The 18,141-nt window shown below is 40.2% G+C and carries 15 protein-coding genes, 3 tRNA genes and 3 rRNA genes; 11 read left to right on the top strand and 10 right to left on the bottom strand.

Annotated elements, in window-relative coordinates:
- Positions 1–23: 23 nt before the first annotated feature.
- Both AC6EIZ_RS10105 and AC6EIZ_RS10100 read left to right on the top strand, forming a co-directional pair.
- A complete protein-coding gene (locus tag AC6EIZ_RS10105) occupies positions 24–302 on the top strand; it encodes a LysM peptidoglycan-binding domain-containing protein (RefSeq protein WP_498510948.1) in 279 nt (92 codons plus the stop codon).
- Between the two features lie 245 nt (positions 303–547).
- Positions 548–883: a DUF8654 domain-containing protein gene (locus AC6EIZ_RS10100; protein ID WP_498510946.1), complete on the top strand. Its 336-nt coding sequence runs from the start codon at positions 548–550 to the stop codon at positions 881–883.
- 1 nt (position 884) lies between these two features.
- Here the strand turns inward: AC6EIZ_RS10100 and AC6EIZ_RS10095 are convergent, their stop codons facing one another.
- Positions 885–1,934, bottom strand: a complete 1,050-nt coding sequence (locus tag AC6EIZ_RS10095; protein WP_498510944.1) for a hypothetical protein — start codon at positions 1,932–1,934, stop codon at positions 885–887.
- Between the two features lie 200 nt (positions 1,935–2,134).
- On the opposite strand from AC6EIZ_RS10095, the gene AC6EIZ_RS10090 reads away from it, so the two are divergent.
- Positions 2,135–2,353, top strand: a complete 219-nt coding sequence (locus AC6EIZ_RS10090; RefSeq protein ID WP_498510942.1) for a photosystem I reaction center subunit IV — start codon at positions 2,135–2,137, stop codon at positions 2,351–2,353.
- A gap of 13 nt (positions 2,354–2,366) precedes the next feature.
- A complete protein-coding gene (locus AC6EIZ_RS10085) occupies positions 2,367–3,215 on the top strand; it encodes a DNA-formamidopyrimidine glycosylase (protein WP_498510940.1) in 849 nt (282 codons plus the stop codon).
- 45 nt (positions 3,216–3,260) lie between these two features.
- On the opposite strand, the gene rrf is transcribed toward AC6EIZ_RS10085, so the two are convergent.
- The 5 genes from rrf to AC6EIZ_RS10060 all read right to left on the bottom strand — a co-directional run bounded on the left by rrf (position 3,261) and on the right by AC6EIZ_RS10060 (position 8,456).
- Positions 3,261–3,377 (bottom strand): 5S ribosomal RNA (gene rrf, locus AC6EIZ_RS10080).
- Between the two features lie 90 nt (positions 3,378–3,467).
- Positions 3,468–6,345: ribosomal RNA gene (locus AC6EIZ_RS10075) — 23S ribosomal RNA — on the bottom strand.
- Positions 6,346–6,650: 305 nt separating this feature from the next.
- Positions 6,651–6,723 (bottom strand) — tRNA-Ala (locus tag AC6EIZ_RS10070).
- A 9-nt stretch (positions 6,724–6,732) separates the two neighbouring features.
- A tRNA-Ile gene (locus AC6EIZ_RS10065) sits at positions 6,733–6,806 on the bottom strand.
- Positions 6,807–6,971: 165 nt separating this feature from the next.
- A 16S ribosomal RNA gene (locus tag AC6EIZ_RS10060) occupies positions 6,972–8,456 on the bottom strand.
- The 16S, 23S and 5S rRNA genes sit together here with 2 tRNA genes alongside, the layout of an rRNA operon.
- A 650-nt stretch (positions 8,457–9,106) precedes the next feature.
- Between AC6EIZ_RS10060 and AC6EIZ_RS10055 the strand changes: the two genes are divergently transcribed.
- Positions 9,107–10,558, top strand: coding sequence for a glycoside hydrolase 100 family protein (locus tag AC6EIZ_RS10055; RefSeq protein ID WP_498510938.1), 1,452 nt, complete (start codon positions 9,107–9,109; stop codon positions 10,556–10,558).
- On the opposite strand, the gene petD is transcribed toward AC6EIZ_RS10055, so the two are convergent.
- Both petD and petB read right to left on the bottom strand, forming a co-directional pair.
- On the bottom strand, positions 10,555–11,037 hold the full coding sequence (gene petD / locus AC6EIZ_RS10050) for a cytochrome b6-f complex subunit IV (RefSeq protein ID WP_498510936.1): 483 nt from the start codon (positions 11,035–11,037) through the stop codon (positions 10,555–10,557). The genes AC6EIZ_RS10055 and petD overlap by 4 nt on opposite strands.
- A gap of 65 nt (positions 11,038–11,102) precedes the next feature.
- Positions 11,103–11,759, bottom strand: a complete 657-nt coding sequence (petB, locus tag AC6EIZ_RS10045) for a cytochrome b6 (RefSeq protein WP_011294336.1) — start codon at positions 11,757–11,759, stop codon at positions 11,103–11,105.
- Between the two features lie 69 nt (positions 11,760–11,828).
- Here petB and ctpZ point away from each other — a divergent pair, with 69 nt between their 5' ends.
- The 6 genes from ctpZ to AC6EIZ_RS10015 all read left to right on the top strand — a co-directional run bounded on the left by ctpZ (position 11,829) and on the right by AC6EIZ_RS10015 (position 16,527).
- Positions 11,829–13,145, top strand: a complete 1,317-nt coding sequence (gene ctpZ / locus AC6EIZ_RS10040; protein ID WP_498510934.1) for a carboxyl-terminal processing protease CtpZ — start codon at positions 11,829–11,831, stop codon at positions 13,143–13,145.
- Positions 13,146–13,147: 2 nt separating this feature from the next.
- The gene (locus AC6EIZ_RS10035; RefSeq protein WP_498510932.1) at positions 13,148–14,407 is read left to right on the top strand and encodes an HD domain-containing protein; all 1,260 of its coding nucleotides are present in this window, start codon (positions 13,148–13,150) and stop codon (positions 14,405–14,407) included.
- 2 nt (positions 14,408–14,409) lie between these two features.
- Positions 14,410–15,057 carry a septum site-determining protein MinC gene (gene minC, locus AC6EIZ_RS10030; protein ID WP_498510930.1) on the top strand — a complete coding sequence of 216 codons (648 nt, stop codon included), beginning with the start codon at positions 14,410–14,412 and terminating at the stop codon, positions 15,055–15,057.
- Positions 15,058–15,214: 157 nt separating this feature from the next.
- The gene (gene minD / locus AC6EIZ_RS10025) at positions 15,215–16,030 is read left to right on the top strand and encodes a septum site-determining protein MinD (protein WP_498510928.1); all 816 of its coding nucleotides are present in this window, start codon (positions 15,215–15,217) and stop codon (positions 16,028–16,030) included.
- A 4-nt stretch (positions 16,031–16,034) separates the two neighbouring features.
- A complete protein-coding gene (minE, locus tag AC6EIZ_RS10020; protein ID WP_498510926.1) occupies positions 16,035–16,376 on the top strand; it encodes a cell division topological specificity factor MinE in 342 nt (113 codons plus the stop codon).
- Between the two features lie 79 nt (positions 16,377–16,455).
- Positions 16,456–16,527: transfer RNA gene (locus AC6EIZ_RS10015), tRNA-Thr, on the top strand.
- Positions 16,528–16,719: 192 nt separating this feature from the next.
- Here AC6EIZ_RS10015 and AC6EIZ_RS10010 read toward each other — a convergent pair.
- On the bottom strand, positions 16,720–17,253 hold the full coding sequence (locus AC6EIZ_RS10010; protein WP_498510924.1) for a Sua5/YciO/YrdC/YwlC family protein: 534 nt from the start codon (positions 17,251–17,253) through the stop codon (positions 16,720–16,722).
- 42 nt (positions 17,254–17,295) lie between these two features.
- Positions 17,296–18,117, bottom strand: a complete 822-nt coding sequence (gene prmC, locus AC6EIZ_RS10005) for a peptide chain release factor N(5)-glutamine methyltransferase (RefSeq protein ID WP_498513266.1) — start codon at positions 18,115–18,117, stop codon at positions 17,296–17,298.
- Positions 18,118–18,141: the final 24 nt, after the last annotated feature.

The following is an 18,141-nucleotide window of genomic DNA, read 5'->3' as shown; positions in this document are numbered from 1 at the left end:
TAGCTTATTAACTCAGACTAAATATGATAAAAAAGATAAAGATAAATCATGGTTTATTTTATATAAATAGCATTATATTTGTCTTATCAATACTTACTACAGAAGTTAATGCAGAAACTAAGATTATCGCAAGAAGTGGCGATACCCTTTTAAAAATATCAAAGCAATATGGAGTTACTTTAAAAGAACTAATGTATAAAAATAATTTCAATGATGCGGCTAAAATAATAGAAGGAGAAGTCATAGTAATTCCGACTGAAAGTAATAATAAAGATAAAAAAATGAATATCTTAAACATATAGTTATCGAAGGAGATACTCTTTACAAGATTTCAAGAGATTACGGCGTAAATATAAAAGATATTATTTCCATAAATAGATTTAGAGATAACTCTTATCTTAAGCTTGATCAAATTATTTTATTACCGCATGGATCTAAATATAAGAAATTAACTAGTAAAAAACATATTAAATTAGCAAGTAAAAAAGTTTTCTATCATCAAACTTCTCAAGCAGAGTATCTTTCAAACATTGCAAAGATTCATAAAATGTCAATAGAAGAAATTAATAATTTGAATAAATTAAATTACCCTATAAAAATCAATCCCAATATTAAGTTGCAATTGAGAGAAAAAAAATCTTCAAAATGGCAGAAATATGGATCAATAATAGTCAACTGGTCAGACTGGACATATTTTGATGGCAATTATATTGCTCAAGCAAAAACAAAGAAAAATACATCTTTCTATATAGCTCTTAACTGCAAAAATAGAACATTAAATAATACGTTAAATAATTCTTACTGGACAAGTTGGTATTTCCCTAAGACTGATTTTGAATTTAAATTAATTAATGATTTTTGTGATCAGAATTTAATTTTTTAACTTATTTATTCATTTCAATAGATGGGGGTTCCAATCTTTCAGAGTCTTCCTCAACAAGTTGCAATCTCAACCTTTTCCCTCCTGAAAGCTCTCCAAGAGAAACTCTTATTGTTGAACCGGTGAGTGTCTGAAGCGTATCTAAAAGTTCTCTTAAATAAGGCGTGCTACTGCCAGACTCGAGCCAAAGTCTCTCTTGCAAGCCTTCTAATCTTTTCCATGCAGAATGAAACTTTAAGATAGAACTCTCTATAGTTTTTGCTTGTCCAAAAGCATCAGATAGCAATCCTAAAGAATCCAGCCTGAGAGCTTCTTGAGTAGCTTTATCTAAATTTAAATTTTTATCTTGAAAAGCTCTTAATGCTAGAGAAGCATCTAAAGACTTACCCATCCATTTAGCAGTATTCGTCAAATCTTTCACTGAATCAATTTCAGGATTTTCTCTTAAGGATTCGCAGATTTCATCTTGCTGAATAGGCGTCAACTTAGATAATTCTCTTACTAATGGTGCAACAAACTTGGCTGGCAATAAATTCGATTGCGTTTTTTCTCTAATTTCATCAGGCAAAAGAGAGCTGGTGGCAGCCATAAATTGATCAGTTAAGCTCTTTACTTGTTTTCTTGTTATGTCCTTCCCTTCATTAGCAGCCTCCGAAATCATATGCTGAATCTCAGGTTCAGCATGAGCCGTTTCGATAAAAGCTCTTTTGGAAAAATTATTTACACTTGATTCTTTAAGTATTCCATCAACTACAAGATTGTCCGACGAATCAGCTAATTGAATCAGAGAATATGCTTTGCTTTTACTTATTTCCATCTCTCTTAACCATTGCAAAAAGCCTGTACCTCTTCCATCACCACCTCTCTTTTCTTTATCTCTTACAACTCGTAAAATTCTTCCACGCCAAATTTCGGTTTGCAAATCAAACTGCTCGCAAATTGTCCATGCATCCTCTAATCTCTCGATGAAATCATTATTACTTAACTCGTCTTTTTCAGGATCAGGTAAATCAAAGCTAAGAGATGAGGGGTCTAGAGATGGCTGTGATATCACAAAAAAACTTTTAAGTTTAACAACTCAAAGCTAATTGAAAATTTGCCCGAAAATCAATATGACTTGTTTGCTTCTGAACGTAACAAATCTTTTGTAGGCGCCCTACTATTTCAAAATACCAGCGACAGTCTGTGACACAAATACAAATATTTCCTTTTCTGATAGATAATATATGTATAAAAATCATTTAGAGAAGTCAGATGAGCTTTGCTAGAAAAGATAAGGTTCGCATTTTGCGTCAAGAATCATACTGGTTCAATCAAATTGGAGAAATAGTCTCTATCGATAAATCGCCATCAATGAGGTATCCAGTAACTGTCAAATTTGAAAAATGTGATTTTAAAGCTTTTAGTGGTGTTGATGGTGGAGCCAATACCAGTCAATTTTCAACAAAAGAATTAGAAGCTGCAGCAAGTTAGCAGATTATTACTTTTGCCTGAATTACCTGAGGTTGAAACAGTTAGAAAGGGACTAGAGAAGGGCCTAAATAATTTTTATATTGAAAGAATAGAAGTATTAAAAGAACGATCAATTGCCAGTATTGGTGGATCAAAAAGTTTCATTAATAATATTACTAATAGTTATTTAGGTAATTGGCAAAGAAGAGGTAAATATTTAATAGGATCGCTCCTAACGAAGAAAAAAAATAGTAAAGGTTTTTTAGTTGTTCATCTTAGAATGACAGGCCAATTTAAATTACTTGAAGAACAAATAGTCCCATGCAAACATACTAGGGTTAGGTTTATTGAAAAGAGAGGTAAAGAACTTCGTTTTATAGATATTAGAAATTTTGGACAAATGTGGTTCGTACCATCATCGAAATCAATATCAGAAATAGTATCTGGAATTAAAAGATTAGGGCCAGAGCCATTTAGTTCTGATTTTAATAGTCATTATTTAAAAGAAAACTTGAAAAAAAAAACTCGCTCAATTAAATCTTCTTTATTAGATCAAGAAACTGTTGCTGGTGTTGGAAATATATATGCAGATGAATCATTATTTGATGCAGGTATTAATCCAAAAACTAAAAGTAGCAATTTAAAAAGCTACGAAATAAAAAGACTATGCAATAGTCTGGTAAAAATTTTAAATATAAGTATTGGAGAAGGAGGGACTACTTTTAGTGACTTTAGAAATTTAGAGGGAATGAATGGAAATTATGGTGGACAAGCGTGGGTTTATAGAAGGAATGGTAAAAATTGCAGAAAATGTGGAGAGAAGATTTTGCGAGAAAAGATCTGTGGAAGAAGCACTCACTGGTGTCCTAATTGCCAAAAATAATTGAACATTAAAAAAGAGTCCAAAAGGACCCTTTTTTAATGTTTTACCTGGCATTGAGCTATTTTCTCAGGGGGCTACCCCCCAAATATCTTCGCCGCTTATGCGTTTCACAACCGAGTTCGAGATGGATCGGAGTGGTTCCACATCGCCATGAACACCAGGATAGTGTTAATTATGAACCCTGAAAACTGCATAGAAATTATTAAAAATAATCAGAAAAAATAAAGCAATAATTTTTAGTAAAAGCAAAAGAAGGTCAAGCCCTCGATCTATTAGTACTCCTCCGCTGCATCTGTTACCAGACTTCCACGTAGAGCCTATCAACGGGTGTTCTTCCCGTGATCTTACTGGTTTAAACCATGGGAATACTCATCTTGAGGTGGGCTTCCCACTTAGATGCTTTCAGCGGTTATCCACTCCGCACATGGCTACCCAGCGTTTACCGTTGGCACGATAACTGGTACACCAGAGGTGCGTTCCTCCCGGTCCTCTCGTACTAGGGAGAAATCCTCTCAATATTCCTACGCATACACCGGATATGGACCGAACTGTCTCACGACGTTCTGAACCCAGCTCGCGTACCGCTTTAATGGGCGAACAGCCCAACCCTTGGGACCGACTTCAGCCCCAGGTTGCGATGAGCCGACATCGAGGTGCCAAACCTCCCCGTCGATGTGAACTCTTGGGGGAGATCAGCCTGTTATCCCTAGAGTAACTTTTATCCGTTGAGCGACGGCCCTTCCACTCAGAACCGTCGGATCACTAAAACCGACTTTCGTCCCTGTTCGACTTGTAGGTCTCACAGTCAAGCTTCCTTCTGCTTTTGCACTCGACGACTGATTTCCAACCAGCCTGAGGAAACCTTTGTGCGCCTCCGTTACCTTTTAGGAGGCGACCGCCCCAGTCAAACTGCCCAGCAGATACTGTCCGTTTCCCGGATAACGGGTAAACGTTAGATCTCTAGCTCTGAAAGAGTGGTATCTCACCGTTGACTCAGTAGCACCCAAAAGCACTACATCAATGTCTCCCACCTATCCTGCGCATTCAGAGCCCGAGAACAATACCAACCTGCAGTAAAGCTTCATAGGGTCTTTCTGTCCGGGTGTATGTAGTCCGCATCTTCACAGACAATTCTATTTCGCCGAGCCTCTCTCCGAGACAGCGCCCAGATCGTTACACCTTTCGTGCGGGTCGGAACTTACCCGACAAGGAATTTCGCTACCTTAGGACCGTTATAGTTACGGCCGCCGTTCACCGGGGCTTCAGTCGCCAGCTTCGCTTACGCTAACCAGCTTCCTTAACCTTCCGGCACTGGGCAGGTGTCAGCCCCCATACATCGTCTTGCGACTTAGCGGAGACCTGTGTTTTTGGTAAACAGTCGCCTGGGCCTCTTCACTGCGACCAGCTCGCGCTGGCATCCCTTCTCCCGAAGTTACGGGACCATTTTGCCGAGTTCCTTAGAGAGAGTTATCTCGCGCCCCTCGGTATTCTCTACCACCCCACCTGTGTCGGTTTCGGGTACTGGCAGTTATGCCTTAACGGGTATAGGGATTTTCTTGGAAGCATGACATCACCAACTTCGCTGCCGTAGCAGCTCGTACTCACGCCTCAGCTCAGAACGTTTTCTCCGTTCCTCAAAGCCTTGAACGCTTGAACCAGTAACCAACATCTGGATTGGCTAGCCTTCTCCGTCCCCCTTCCCAAAACATAACTGGTACAGGAATGTTGACCTGTTATCCATCGACTACGCCTTTCGGCCTGACCTTAGGACCAGACTAACCCTCCGCGGACGAGCCTGCCGGAGGAACCCTTAGGGTTTCGGGGCATGGGATTCTCACCCATGTTTTCGCTACTCAAGCCGACATTCTCACTTCTATGCTGTCCACGCCCGCTTACGCTAACGCTTCACCCTACATAGAACGCTCCCCTACCACTTAAAAAATTAAATCCGCAGCTTCGGTACAACACTTAGCCCCGTTCATTTTCGGCGCAGGATCGCTCGACCAGTGGGCTATTACGCACTCCTTTGAGGATGGCTGCTTCTAAGCAAACCTCCTGGTTGTCTGGGCAATCCCACCTCCTTTATCACTTAGTGTTGATTTTGGGACCTTAGCTGGCGGTCTGGGCTGTTTCCCTTTCGACTATGGAGCTTATCCCCCACAGTCTGACTGCCTAGTTACACACAGGGTATTCAGAGTTCATCACGATTTGGTACCGCTCTCGCAGCCCGCACCGAAATGGTCGCTTTACCCCCCTGCTGGAGCACTAGACGCTACGCCTCAACGTATTTCGGGGAGAACCAGCTAGCTCCTGGTTCGATTGGCATTTCACCCCTAACCACAGCTCATCCGGTGACTTTTCAACGTCAGTCGGTTGGGACCTCCACTTGGTATCACCCAAGCTTCATCCTGGCCATGGTTAGATCACCAGGGTTCGGGTCTATAAACACTGACAAAACGCCCTATTCAGACTCGCTTTCGCTATGGCTCCACCATTCCCGGTTTAACCCGCCAGTGCCTATAAGTCGCCGGCTCATTCTTCAACAGGCACACGGTCACCCGATAAGTCGGGCTCCCATTGCTTGTAGGCTCATGGTTTCATGTTCTATTTCACTCCCCTCCCGGGGTTCTTTTCACCTTTCCCTCACGGTACTGTTGCACTATCGGTCACACAGGAGTACTTAGCCTTACGAGGTGGTCCTCGTAGATTCACACGGAATTCCACGTGCTCCGTGCTACTCGGGATACAGCTAGGCTAACTCTCCTTTCGATTACGGGGCTTTCACCCTCTATGGCGCGCCATTCAAACGCTTCTTCTAGGTTTGTTAGTCCATATTGCTGTCCCACAACCCCGATAGTCGAAACTATCGGTTTGGGCTATTCCCCGTTCGCTCGCCGCTACTTAGGGAGTCGTTATTTACTTTCCTTTCCTCCAGCTACTAAGATGTTTCAGTTCGCTGGGTTGGCTCGTGCCAGCCTATATATTCAGCTGGCCGTTCTAAGGGTTGCCCCATTCGGAAATTCCCGGATCAAAGCGTGTATCCAGCTCCCCGAGACATATCGCAGGTAACCACGTCCTTCATCGCCTCTGTGTGCCAAGGTATCCGCCATGAGCCCTTTGTAGCTTGACCTTAAATACAAACACAAAATCAATTGTGCTCGGCTATTACTCAAGAATTAAACATGAATTCTGAAATTTGATCAGTTAGTTTTTTAGCTAAAAAATCAAAACAGAACTATGCATCCATGAGATGCTTTATTCTTTCTAATCTATGCAGTTTTCAAGGTTCTACTGAATTCACATGGAATAAATCCATGGGAGCCCAGCATATTATCAACTATTGAGATGATAAGAAGCTAGGTTCTTTCAAATAGACAATTCTAAGTCAAGTTCTACAAATTTTCTCCAGAAATTTAGTTGCAGGATAGTTTTCAGTGGAGGTAAGCGGACTCGAACCGCTGACATCCTGCTTGCAAAGCAGGCGCTCTACCAACTGAGCTATACCCCCAACAACGAATGGGCCATCCTGGACTTGAACCAGGGACCTCACCCTTATCAGGGGTGCGCTCTAACCACCTGAGCTAATGGCCCAGGAGAAACCTTTGTTGGGTGTGACCTAGACAAGTTTAGGAACTGAAATAAAAGAATTAATTATAAAAAAATTCTCAAACCTGAGGTACCGATCGACCTTAAGGTGACAGGATTGCGGCCTAAGATAATTTACTTAGACATCACAATCAATTTATTGTCTCCCTGTTAGGAGGTGATCCAGCCGCACCTTCCGGTACGGCTACCTTGTTACGACTTCACCCCAGTCATCAGCCCCACCTTCGGCGTCCTTCTCCACAAGGGTTAAAGTAACGACTTCGGGCGTGGCCAACTTCCATGGTGTGACGGGCGGTGTGTACAAGGCCCGGGAACGTATTCACCGCAGTATGCTGACCTGCGATTACTAGCGATTCCTACTTCACGTAGGCGAGTTGCAGCCTACGATCTGAACTGAGCCACGGTTTATGGGATTTGCTAGCTCTCGCGAGTTTGCTGCCCTTTGTCCGTAGCATTGTAGTACGTGTGTAGCCCAGGACGTAAGGGGCATGATGACTTGACGTCATCCACACCTTCCTCCGGTTTATCACCGGCGGTCTTTCTAGAGTGCCCAACTAAATGCTGGCAACTAAAAACGTGGGTTGCGCTCGTTGCGGGACTTAACCCAACATCTCACGACACGAGCTGACGACAGCCATGCACCACCTGTCACTGCATTCCCGAAGGCACCCTCTAATTTCTTAGAGGTTCGCAGGATGTCAAGCCCTGGTAAGGTTCTTCGCGTTGCATCGAATTAAACCACATACTCCACCGCTTGTGCGGGCCCCCGTCAATTCCTTTGAGTTTCACACTTGCGTGCGTACTCCCCAGGCGGAACACTTAACGCGTTAGCTACGACACCGAAGGGGTCGATTCCCCCGACACCTAGTGTTCATCGTTTACGGCCAGGACTACAGGGGTATCTAATCCCTTTCGCTCCCCTGGCTTTCGTCCATGAGCGTCAGTAATGGCCCAGCAGAGCGCCTTCGCCACTGGTGTTCTTCCCGATATCTACGCATTTCACCGCTACACCGGGAATTCCCTCTGCCCCTACCATACTCAAGCCAATCAGTTTCCACTGCCATGATGGAGTTAAGCTCCACGTTTTAACAGCAGACTTGAAAGGCCGCCTGCGGACGCTTTACGCCCAATAATTCCGGATAACGCTTGCCACTCCCGTATTACCGCGGCTGCTGGCACGGAATTAGCCGTGGCTTATTCCTCAAGTACCGTCATATCTTCTTCCTTGAGAAAAGAGGTTTACAGCCCAGAGGCCTTCGTCCCTCACGCGGCGTTGCTCCGTCAGGCTTTCGCCCATTGCGGAAAATTCCCCACTGCTGCCTCCCGTAGGAGTCTGGGCCGTGTCTCAGTCCCAGTGTGGCTGATCATCCTCTCAGACCAGCTACTGATCGAAGCCTTGGTGAGCCATTACCTCACCAACAAGCTAATCAGACGCGGGCTCATCCTCAGGCGAAATTCATTTCACCTCTCGGCATATGGGGTATTAGCGGTCGTTTCCAACCGTTATCCCCCTCCTGAGGGCAGATTCCCACGCGTTACTCACCCGTCCGCCACTAACCCGAAGGTTCGTTCGACTTGCATGTGTTAAGCACGCCGCCAGCGTTCATCCTGAGCCAGGATCAAACTCTCCGTTGTAGTCAGGCCCTATTGTAAAAATAATTCTACTCAGTCTGATTTGCTTCTCCCACTAATTTAAGCACTGGCGTACTTATATTGTGATTGTTGCCACCTTATCTTTGTAAGGGTTCTAAAGAGTGCACTTAGATTTATCTTCGTGACTTTCCCGGATCTCAGATCCGTCGTTGCTCTAAATCTGTAACACCGAATATCGAATTAGAGCCGTGAAACTCAAATTCAAAATTGCGACAAAATTAGGCAACTAATTTCTTTTGACGGGACCTCACACCTTTATCGCAAATACATCCGTTTCTATAAAGAAGCCGGACGCGATAAAAGCGTCAGTTCCTAAACTTTTAAGTTGTCTAGGTGCAATGTTTTGGGCTTAAAAAGCCAAAAACATTTTTCGATCTTGCGACCGTTTTTCAGCTTACAACACAGAAGGGTTTAGTCCTCAAATGTTGTAAAACTCCCACTTAACAAAAAAACTTGTGAAGTAATTTCCGCTTAGTGGGTACGCTCCAGATCAACTTTCGCGCAGAAAAATATTGTAGACCCTCAACGTACTTAGATGCAACAAAGTTGCAAATGAAATGTTTTACCTCTTACTATCAATATCAAAGGAGTAAGCCATAACTAGCTTTTAGCGATGGCGTCAGATTATTTTAATGCCCGCACGTTTTAGCCAACAGCACCAAAGAGTACGCCCCAACTCTAATGAAGACAAAGTTGTTGCAAGAGCTAAAGAGCATTTTGAAAAAACTCTCATTGAAATTTCTGGAGATATTGCAGGTAGTGTCGCTGCCTTAGAGCATCCGACAAAAAATGATGCTCTCAATTACGGAGAGATCTTTTTGAGGGACAACGTCCCAGTAATGATTTACCTAATAACTCAAAAAAGATTTGACATAGTCAAAAAATTCTTGACAGTAAGTCTTGATTTGCAAAGTACCACCTACCAAACTAGAGGAGTTTTCCCAACAAGCTTTGTCGAGGAAAAAGGGAAATTAATAGCAGATTATGGTCAGAGATCTATTGGACGAATCACCTCTGCCGATGCAAGCCTATGGTGGCCAGTACTTTGTTGGCTATATGTAAAAAAAAGTGGCGATCAAAGTTTTGGAACAAGCCAACAGGTTCAAAGAGGGGTGCAACTTCTTCTTGATTTAGTGCTGCATCCAACTTTTGAGGGGAATCCAGTTTTATTTGTGCCAGATTGTTCGTTCATGATCGATCGACCTATGGATGTTTGGGGGGCGCCCCTTGAGGTAGAAGTTTTATTGCATGCATGTCTAAAAAGTTGTATTCAACTAATGGAATTAAGCAGAAAACATCAAAAAAGTCGATTACTTGATCAAAGACTTGTTTTAACTCGTCAGTGGGTTCATGACCTTCGACAATTTCTTTTGAAGCACTACTGGGTCACAAGCAAAACAATGCAAGTTCTGAGAAGAAGGCCTACTGAGCAATATGGTGAAGATCAACATCAAAATGAATTCAATGTTCAGCCCCAAGTAGTCCCTTCATGGCTTCAAGATTGGCTTGAAAATAGAGGTGGATATCTAATTGGGAACATAAGAACTGGTAGACCAGATTTTCGTTTTTATAGCTTGGGGAATTCCTTAGCATGCATGTTCGGAGTATTGACAGCACCTCAACAAAGAGCCTTATTTCGGCTGGTTTTACATAACCGTGAACACCTTATGGCACAAATGCCAATGAGGATATGCCATCCACCAATGGATGTAGAAGAATGGCAAAACAAAACAGGCTCAGATCCCAAAAACTGGCCATGGAGTTATCACAATGGTGGGCATTGGCCTAGTCTTTTATGGTTTTTTGGTGCCTCTATATTGCTTCATGAAAAACGTTACCCAAAAGCCGATGTTTTGCTTATGGGACAAATGAGAGCCCTTATAGAAGAATGTTATTGGAGTCAGTTGAATCAACTTCCAAGACAAAAATGGGCTGAATATTTTGATGGACCGACAGGAACATGGGTAGGTCAACAATCAAGAACTTATCAAACTTGGACAATTGTTGGGTTCTTATTATTACATCATTTACTAAGAGCTTCACCTAATGATGTATTGATGCTTGATTTAGAGGAAAATTTCTAGAACAAACCTAAGGTGAGAGATTTATCAATAGGCAAGCATGCTCCTATACCTAAATAAATTGTCAAAACTGTTCCAAATAAAAATAATGACATTGCAACTGGTCTTCTGAAAGGATTAGCAAATTTATTGATATTTTCGATAAAAGGAAGAATCATTAAGCCCAGAGGAATTAATGTCTGTAAAGCGATACCAAGTAACTTATTAGGTACGACGCGTAAAATTTGAAAAACGGGATATAGATACCATTCAGGAAGAATCTCTAGGGGAGTTGCAAAGGGATTTGCTTTATCTCCCAGAAATGCAGGATCTAAAACTGCTAAACCTACAACACAAGCTATTGTCCCAAGAATTACTACAGGGAATATGTATAGTAAGTCATTTGGCCAAGCTGGTTCTCCGTAATAATTATGCCCCATTCCTTTAGCAAGTTTTGCTCTTAGTTTTGTATCAGATAAATCTGGTTTTTTAAGAGTAGACATGGATTAAAAATTTATGAGAAGATTTAAGGATTGCTTGGGAAAAAAATAACTTATCTATATATAGCCTATAGAGGACCGGAGATTCCCTGTTTTCTAATCATTAGAAAATGCATCAACATAAATACAGCAAGTAGCCAAGGCATTACAAAAGTGTGGAGGCTATAAAACCTAGTCAAGGTTGACTGACCAACACTCTCACCACCTCTAAGAAGTTCGACCATAAAGTCACCAATAACAGGTATGGCGGCAGGAACTCCCGAAACAATTTTAACTGCCCAATACCCTACTTGATCCCAGGGTAAAGAATATCCCGTAACCCCAAAAGCAACTGTTATAACTGCCATAACAACACCAGTTATCCATGTCAATTCTCTTGGCCTTTTGAATCCTCCGGTTAAATAAACACGAAAAACATGCAAAATAAGCATGAGTACCATCATTGAGGCACTCCATCTATGCACTGATCTGATCAACCAACCAAAGCTCACGTCTGTCATAAGATAACTAACAGAGCTATAAGCTTCAGTTACTGTAGGTTTGTAATAAAAGGTCATCGCGAATCCAGTCGCGAACTGAATCAAAAAACAAACAAGTGTTATCCCACCAAGACAATAAAAAATGTTGACATGTGGAGGAACGTATTTTGAAGTGACATCATCAGCTATGTCCTGTATCTCAAGACGTTCCTGGAACCAGTCATAAACCGGTGATGAGTTCGCCATCCACTTATGCACTGTACTTTCAAATATCTTACTAGATGTGCCCCTTGGTCGCTGCAAAAGATCAATCCAATGCTTCTATCTGTTAAATCTTTAACTAAGCTACTGCAAAGATTTTTTGCAGTTTTAATTAGTTTTGGTATTTTTTTTCAAATCTTGACTAAGCCAGCAATTGCCCTAAACGATGGGCAATTGCTAGTTATTGAGGCATGGAATCTAGTTAACGAGGGTTATCTAGCTCCTGAGAAATTTGATGATATTCAATGGAAAAAACTTCGTCAGAAAGCCCTTGAAAAGCCAATAAACAATTCTCAACAAGCTTATTCAGCCATAGAAGCAATGCTTAGCCCTCTTGGCGATCCTTATACGAGATTGTTGAGACCAGATGATTATGAAGCGATGAAAAAAAGCAACATAGGGAGCGAAATAAATGGAGTTGGACTTCAGTTGGGAGCAAGAAAAGACGATGGAGAAATTGTTGTGATATCTCCTCTGGAAGGCTCTCCTGCCTCAGATGCAGGTATCAAAAGTGGAACAATTTTACAAAAAGTCAATGGTCAATCTCCAAAACAATTAGGACTTGAAGCAACAGCAGCAAAATTAAGAGGGCAAACTGGGACACAAGTAATTGTTGAATTACAGCAACCTGGTAACGAAAAAGAGGTAGTTACTTTAGAGAGAAGAAGTGTTGATTTAAGACCAGTCAGGACAAAGCGGATAAGGAATGAATCTCATACGCTTGGCTACTTAAGAATTACACAATTTAGTGAGGGAGTCCCTGAGCAAGTCAAGGAAGCTTTAGAAGAACTTTCTGGGAAAGAGATAGAAGGACTGATTTTAGATTTAAGAAACAACTCTGGAGGACTAGTAAGCTCAGGACTTGCAGTTGCTGATGATTTCCTTAGCAATTTGCCTATTGTTGAAACAAAAAAAAGAGATTCAATCAATGATCCGATCAGCTCTGGAGTAGAAACTTTTTATGATGGACCAATGGTTACGCTAGTAAATGAGGGGACAGCAAGTGCTAGTGAAATTCTTGCGGGTGCTTTACAAGACAATAAAAGATCTGAGCTTATAGGTAATAAAACATTTGGGAAAGGCCTCATACAATCTTTAACAAATCTAAGTGATGGCAGTGGTTTAGCAGTAACAGTTGCCAGCTACTTAACTCCAAATGGAAGAGATATTCAAAATCTTGGAATAGATCCTGATCGCTTCTTAGAAATGCCAGAGCCACTTAATCCAGGTTCTGATGAGGACAGATGGCTTTTAGATGCAGAGCTAATTATGCAAGCCACTTTGGATAAAGAAGAGCTGTCAGAGGACGCATCACAAGAAAGTCATTTAAAAGAGGAAAAAAAGCAATTAATTAGCAACGAAATTGATTAGGCATGTCAACAAGAACTTACTATGACCCTCTCCATCATTCCATTACGTTAGACAGCTCAATTCCAGAAGAACAAATGGTGATGGAGTTAATAGATTCTTCCCCATTTCAAAGATTAAGAAGAATCAAACAATTAGGTCCAGCTTATTTAACTTTTCATGGTGCTGAGTCAAGCAGATTCACTCATTCTCTGGGTGTATTTCATCTGGCGAGAAGAGCAATAAATCATTTATCTAAGTTGGACTCTAAATTAAAAGAGCACAAATTCATTCTCTACGGTGCGGCTCTTTTACATGATTTAGGGCACGGACCACTAAGTCATACAAGTGAGGAAATATTCAAGACTAAGCATGAGGAATGGACAGCTAAGTTAATAAATTCAAGCCAAGAAATTACTTTGATCCTTAATAAATATGGCAAGGGAAATGCAGAATTAATTTCAGATTTAATTCAATCTAGAAAAGTCTCACATAAATTAATAAGTTCGCTCATTAGTAGTCAGCTAGATTGTGATCGACTTGATTACTTAATGAGAGATAGTTATTCGACAGGGGCAAGATATGGTCAGTTAGATATTGATCGAATAATCTCAGCAATGACAATTGCGCCAGATGGAAATCTGGCGATACATCCTAAAGGGTTAATGGCAGTTGAGCATTATTTAGTAATAAGAAATCTGATGTATAGAAGCGTATATAACCATCGATTAAATGAGGTTTGCAATTGGTTATTAGAACAAATCATAACAACAGCAAGGGAAATGGGCCCCAAGAAAGTATGGGCAGATAGGAACATGTATGAATGGCTATGGAATCATGAAGGAATGAGCTCAGAAAGTTTTTTATCTAATGACGATATCGTAACTGGTTATCATATTTATCGATGGCAAGAATCTAGTTCCAATAATTTATCTAAACTCTGTAAACGTTTTATAAATAGAAATTTATTAAAAGCAATAAATATATCGTCCTTTACTTTAGAGATAAGATTAGAAGCTCTAGCAAAAGCTAGGATATTATCAGAGGGATATAGCATAGAGCCAGATATATCATGTGGACTAAGAGAGCAAATAGTTAAAAGTTATCATCCATACAAACATGGACTTCGCTTGTGGGATGGAGACATGCTAAAGGCTCTAGAAGAAGTCTCACCATTAGTTGAAAGATTGATTGAGCCTAATCAATCTTCATGGTTGATTTATCCTAAAGAAATTGAAAATGAATTAAAAAGAGAGATTGAAAAACTAAAAATAAAATATAATTAAAAATGAAAAGATACAATGAAAAAATAATCATTAATATCGAGGGTATTAGAACTCAAGATTGGAAATTATGTTTAAAAAATAAATTAAAGATTCTGAAGTCAAACTGCATAGAAATCGATTGTAAAAATTATGATCTTTCATGTACAGATATTTCAGAAATAATAGAAATTGCAAATCAATATAATTGTAAAATAATTAGTTTCTGCTCAACATCTACAAAGACTATTGTAAGCTCTGAATCATTAGGTTACAACGGTCAATTTATTATTCCAAATGATTCAAGCAACACTTTACAGATTAATGAGAAAAATATAATTTTTTCAAAAACTCACTTTCATCAAGGAACTGTTAGATCTGGGGAATATCTTGACAGTCCAGGAGATTTATTAGTCCTTGGTGATGTTAACCCAGGTGCAAAAGTTAGCGCAGAAGGCAATATTATAATTTGGGGAAGACTTCTCGGGATTGCACATGCAGGAAGCAAAGGCAACACTCAAGCAACAATATCGGCACTTCAACTTAGACCTGTTCAACTAAGAATCGCAAAGAAAGTTGCTAGAGGGCCTAAGGAGAAACCTCAAATAGGTCTTGCAGAGCAAGCAAGTATAAATTCCGAAGAAATTGTAATTTCTCCACTGGAGTCCAATTAATTGGAAGTCGAACTAAAAGAGTTGTAAAAAAGTCGAAAAAATCAGGCAACAAGGTCGAAGAGATGTCTTCAAAAGCAAACCCAATGCAACCGATCCAACAATAAAGCTTTTTTCTCAATCAAAATCGAACTAAAATTTGTCGAATTCAAGGAGGTCCGTGGCGACAGATACACGAGTCATTCTTATCTGCTCAGGAAAGGGTGGAGTCGGCAAAACAACTCTTACAGCAAATCTTGGTATTTCTCTCGCCAGACAAGGTCTTAGTACTGCTGTCTTAGACGCAGACTTTGGTCTAAGAAATTTAGATTTGCTGTTAGGTCTGGAGAATCGAATCGTTTACACGGCTCAAGAAGTTCTGGAAGAAGAGTGCAGACTTGATCAGGCCTTGGTCAAACATAAACAAGAATCAAATCTATCTTTGCTTCCTGCTGGAAATCCAAGAATGCTTGATTGGTTAAAACCAGATGATATGAAACGCATAGTCGAGATGTTAAAAGAACAATTCAACTACGTTCTGATTGACTGTCCTGCAGGAGTTGAGGATGGATTTAAAAACGCTGTGGCGGCCTCCCAAGAAGCAATAGTTGTTACCAATCCGGAGGTTTCGGCCGTCAGAGATGCGGACAGAGTAATAGGTTTACTTAATACAAATGAAATCAAGCCAGTTCAGTTAGTTCTCAATAGAGTTAGGCCCAGAATGATGGCAAGCCAAGAAATGCTATCTATCGATGATGTAACTGATATTTTAGCCTTACCTTTACTTGGTTTAGTTCTCGAAGATGAACAAGTTATTGTTAGCACTAATCGCGGGGAGCCTCTTACATTAAATAGCGTTAATTCTCCAGCAGCTAAATGTTATCTGAATATTGCTAAGAGATTACAAGGTGAAGATATTCCACTAATTAATCCAATAGAGGTAAATTCTGGGTTTGGTGCAAAATTTAGAAGGCTAATGCAAACAAAAATTTTCTAAACCAATGACACTAAGAGACCTTATCAACAAATTACTAAGAAGGCAGCGTGCAAGTGCCAGCACTGCAAGAGAGAGGCTGCAACTTGTTTTAGCTCATGATCGTTCAGATCTTAGTACTGAACTTTTGAATCAAATGAGAAGAGAAATCTTAGAGGTGGTTGCAAAATATGTCGAAATAGATATGGATGAAGGTGCAGTAAGTTTAGAGACTGAAGATCGCATGACCGCACTAGTTGCAAACTTACCAATAAAAAGAACTTTAGATGGTCAAATCAAGCTTATAGAGTCTTTTAATGAGCCAGAAGAAAATTCTGAAGGTAAAGAAAGCACAGATTCAAGTTCTTAATCATTTAAAAAAGTATTTTCAACAAATTTTCCAAATGGATTTACTTTTGGATTCCTTTTTTAGGTAGGATAAAAATGTTGCCGGCTTAGCTCAGCGGTAGAGCAGCGCTTTTGTAAAGCGAAGGTCATCAGTTCAAATCTGTTAGCCGGCATTTTTCAAACCAGAACCAAAAGATCTATTTAGATTTACCAGATATAATCCAAATAAAAGAAGCAATAACAAAGAAATGGAAAAATTTTAATTGATAAAGCCAATCAAAACCGATTATGGGAACTCGAAAAATCCACCAAAAAAGAGATTGCAATAACAAAACAATTAAAAATAGATAAATCATTCGTTACTTTCATTGCAAAACGACTGAACCAGGTCTTAACACTTTCCATCTTCCATCTTCCCATTGGACAACTGTGCTTGCAATACCTGACGAATTTGGCCAAGGTACAGGAGCCAGTATTGGAATCCCAGGAAATTGAATCGAAGCTTCTAAAGCATCTTTAACAGGTGCTTCTCCAGAGATGTTTGCACTTGTAGTAGCAAGAGGACCAGTTTTCAAAAGCAATTCTCTTGCGAGATTTAGGGCAGGGACTCTGAAACCTAGAGAGTTAGAACGGCAATTCAAATCTTCAGAAAATTTTCCTATTGTTGGCAAAACAATTGTTAAGGCTCCAGGCCAATAGATTTTTGCCAATTTCAAACCATCCTCCACAGCACAAGGATGAACAAACTCAAATAAATCATCTAAGCAGCCCCCCATTAATATGAGCGGCTTACTAATTGGCCTTTTCTTTATTGTCCATATTGCTTTTGAATATTTAGGGCATGAACAAAGTGCTGGCAAAGTATCTGTAGGGAATAAAGCTAAAGATCCCTTTTTCAACTTTAAGGCCAGATCAGAAATTCCAAATTGATCAATGATCATTTATTTTTTACGACATATTGCGTAACGCTTGTTTCCAGTTAAATCTTTCTCAAAAGAAACTTCTTCCATTCCAATATTCTTCATAACATCAGTTATGTTTTCACTTTGATCATAATGATGTTCCAGAATTAACCAACCTCCAATAGCAAGTCCATTTGATGCCCCATGGATAATTTTTCGAGATGCATTCATTCCATCCTTTCCGCCATCCAAAGCTAAGCGAGGCTCATGATTTTTAACAACTGGTTCTAAGTCTTCAATCAAATGAGAAGGAATGTAGGGAGGATTACTTAAAACCAAATCAAAGCTTCCCCACCATCTTTTCAAAGGTTCCCACCAATCTCCCAAAGAAAATCTCACGTTCGCATCAGGCACAATAGATTCTAAATTTTTTTTTGCTAGATCTAATGCTTCATTACTAATATCAGATGCATGCCCTTTCCACTTAGGAAGAGATTTAGCTAGAGATACCGCAATAGGGCCAGATCCAGTTCCTAGATCTGCCCATCTTCCAGACTCAAGATTAGTCACTTTTTTTAAAGCAAAATCAATCAAAAATTCTGTCTCTTGCCTAGGGATCAGAGCGTCTGCTGAAACCTCTAATTCAATATCTCTCCATGGGCACTTAGAGATCAAATATTGAAGTGGAGTGTGATCTTTTAAATGAGATTTCCAAATAAATTCTAATTCTTCTGTTGAGATTTCTAAGTAAATAAAATTCTCAGGATTCAAAATAATGCTTTGCAATTGACTCCAAGAGACTCCAGCCCCGATATCTAGAAGCCAATCAAAATCAACTTTCCTACCACCTATGGATATCATTTTTTTTCTCCATTGAAGAAAAGA

It is taken from the genome of Prochlorococcus sp. G4PB16, assembly GCF_059772465.1.
The sequence above is the reverse complement of the archived record's forward strand: the minus strand, read 5'-3'. Positions and strand labels throughout refer to the sequence as shown.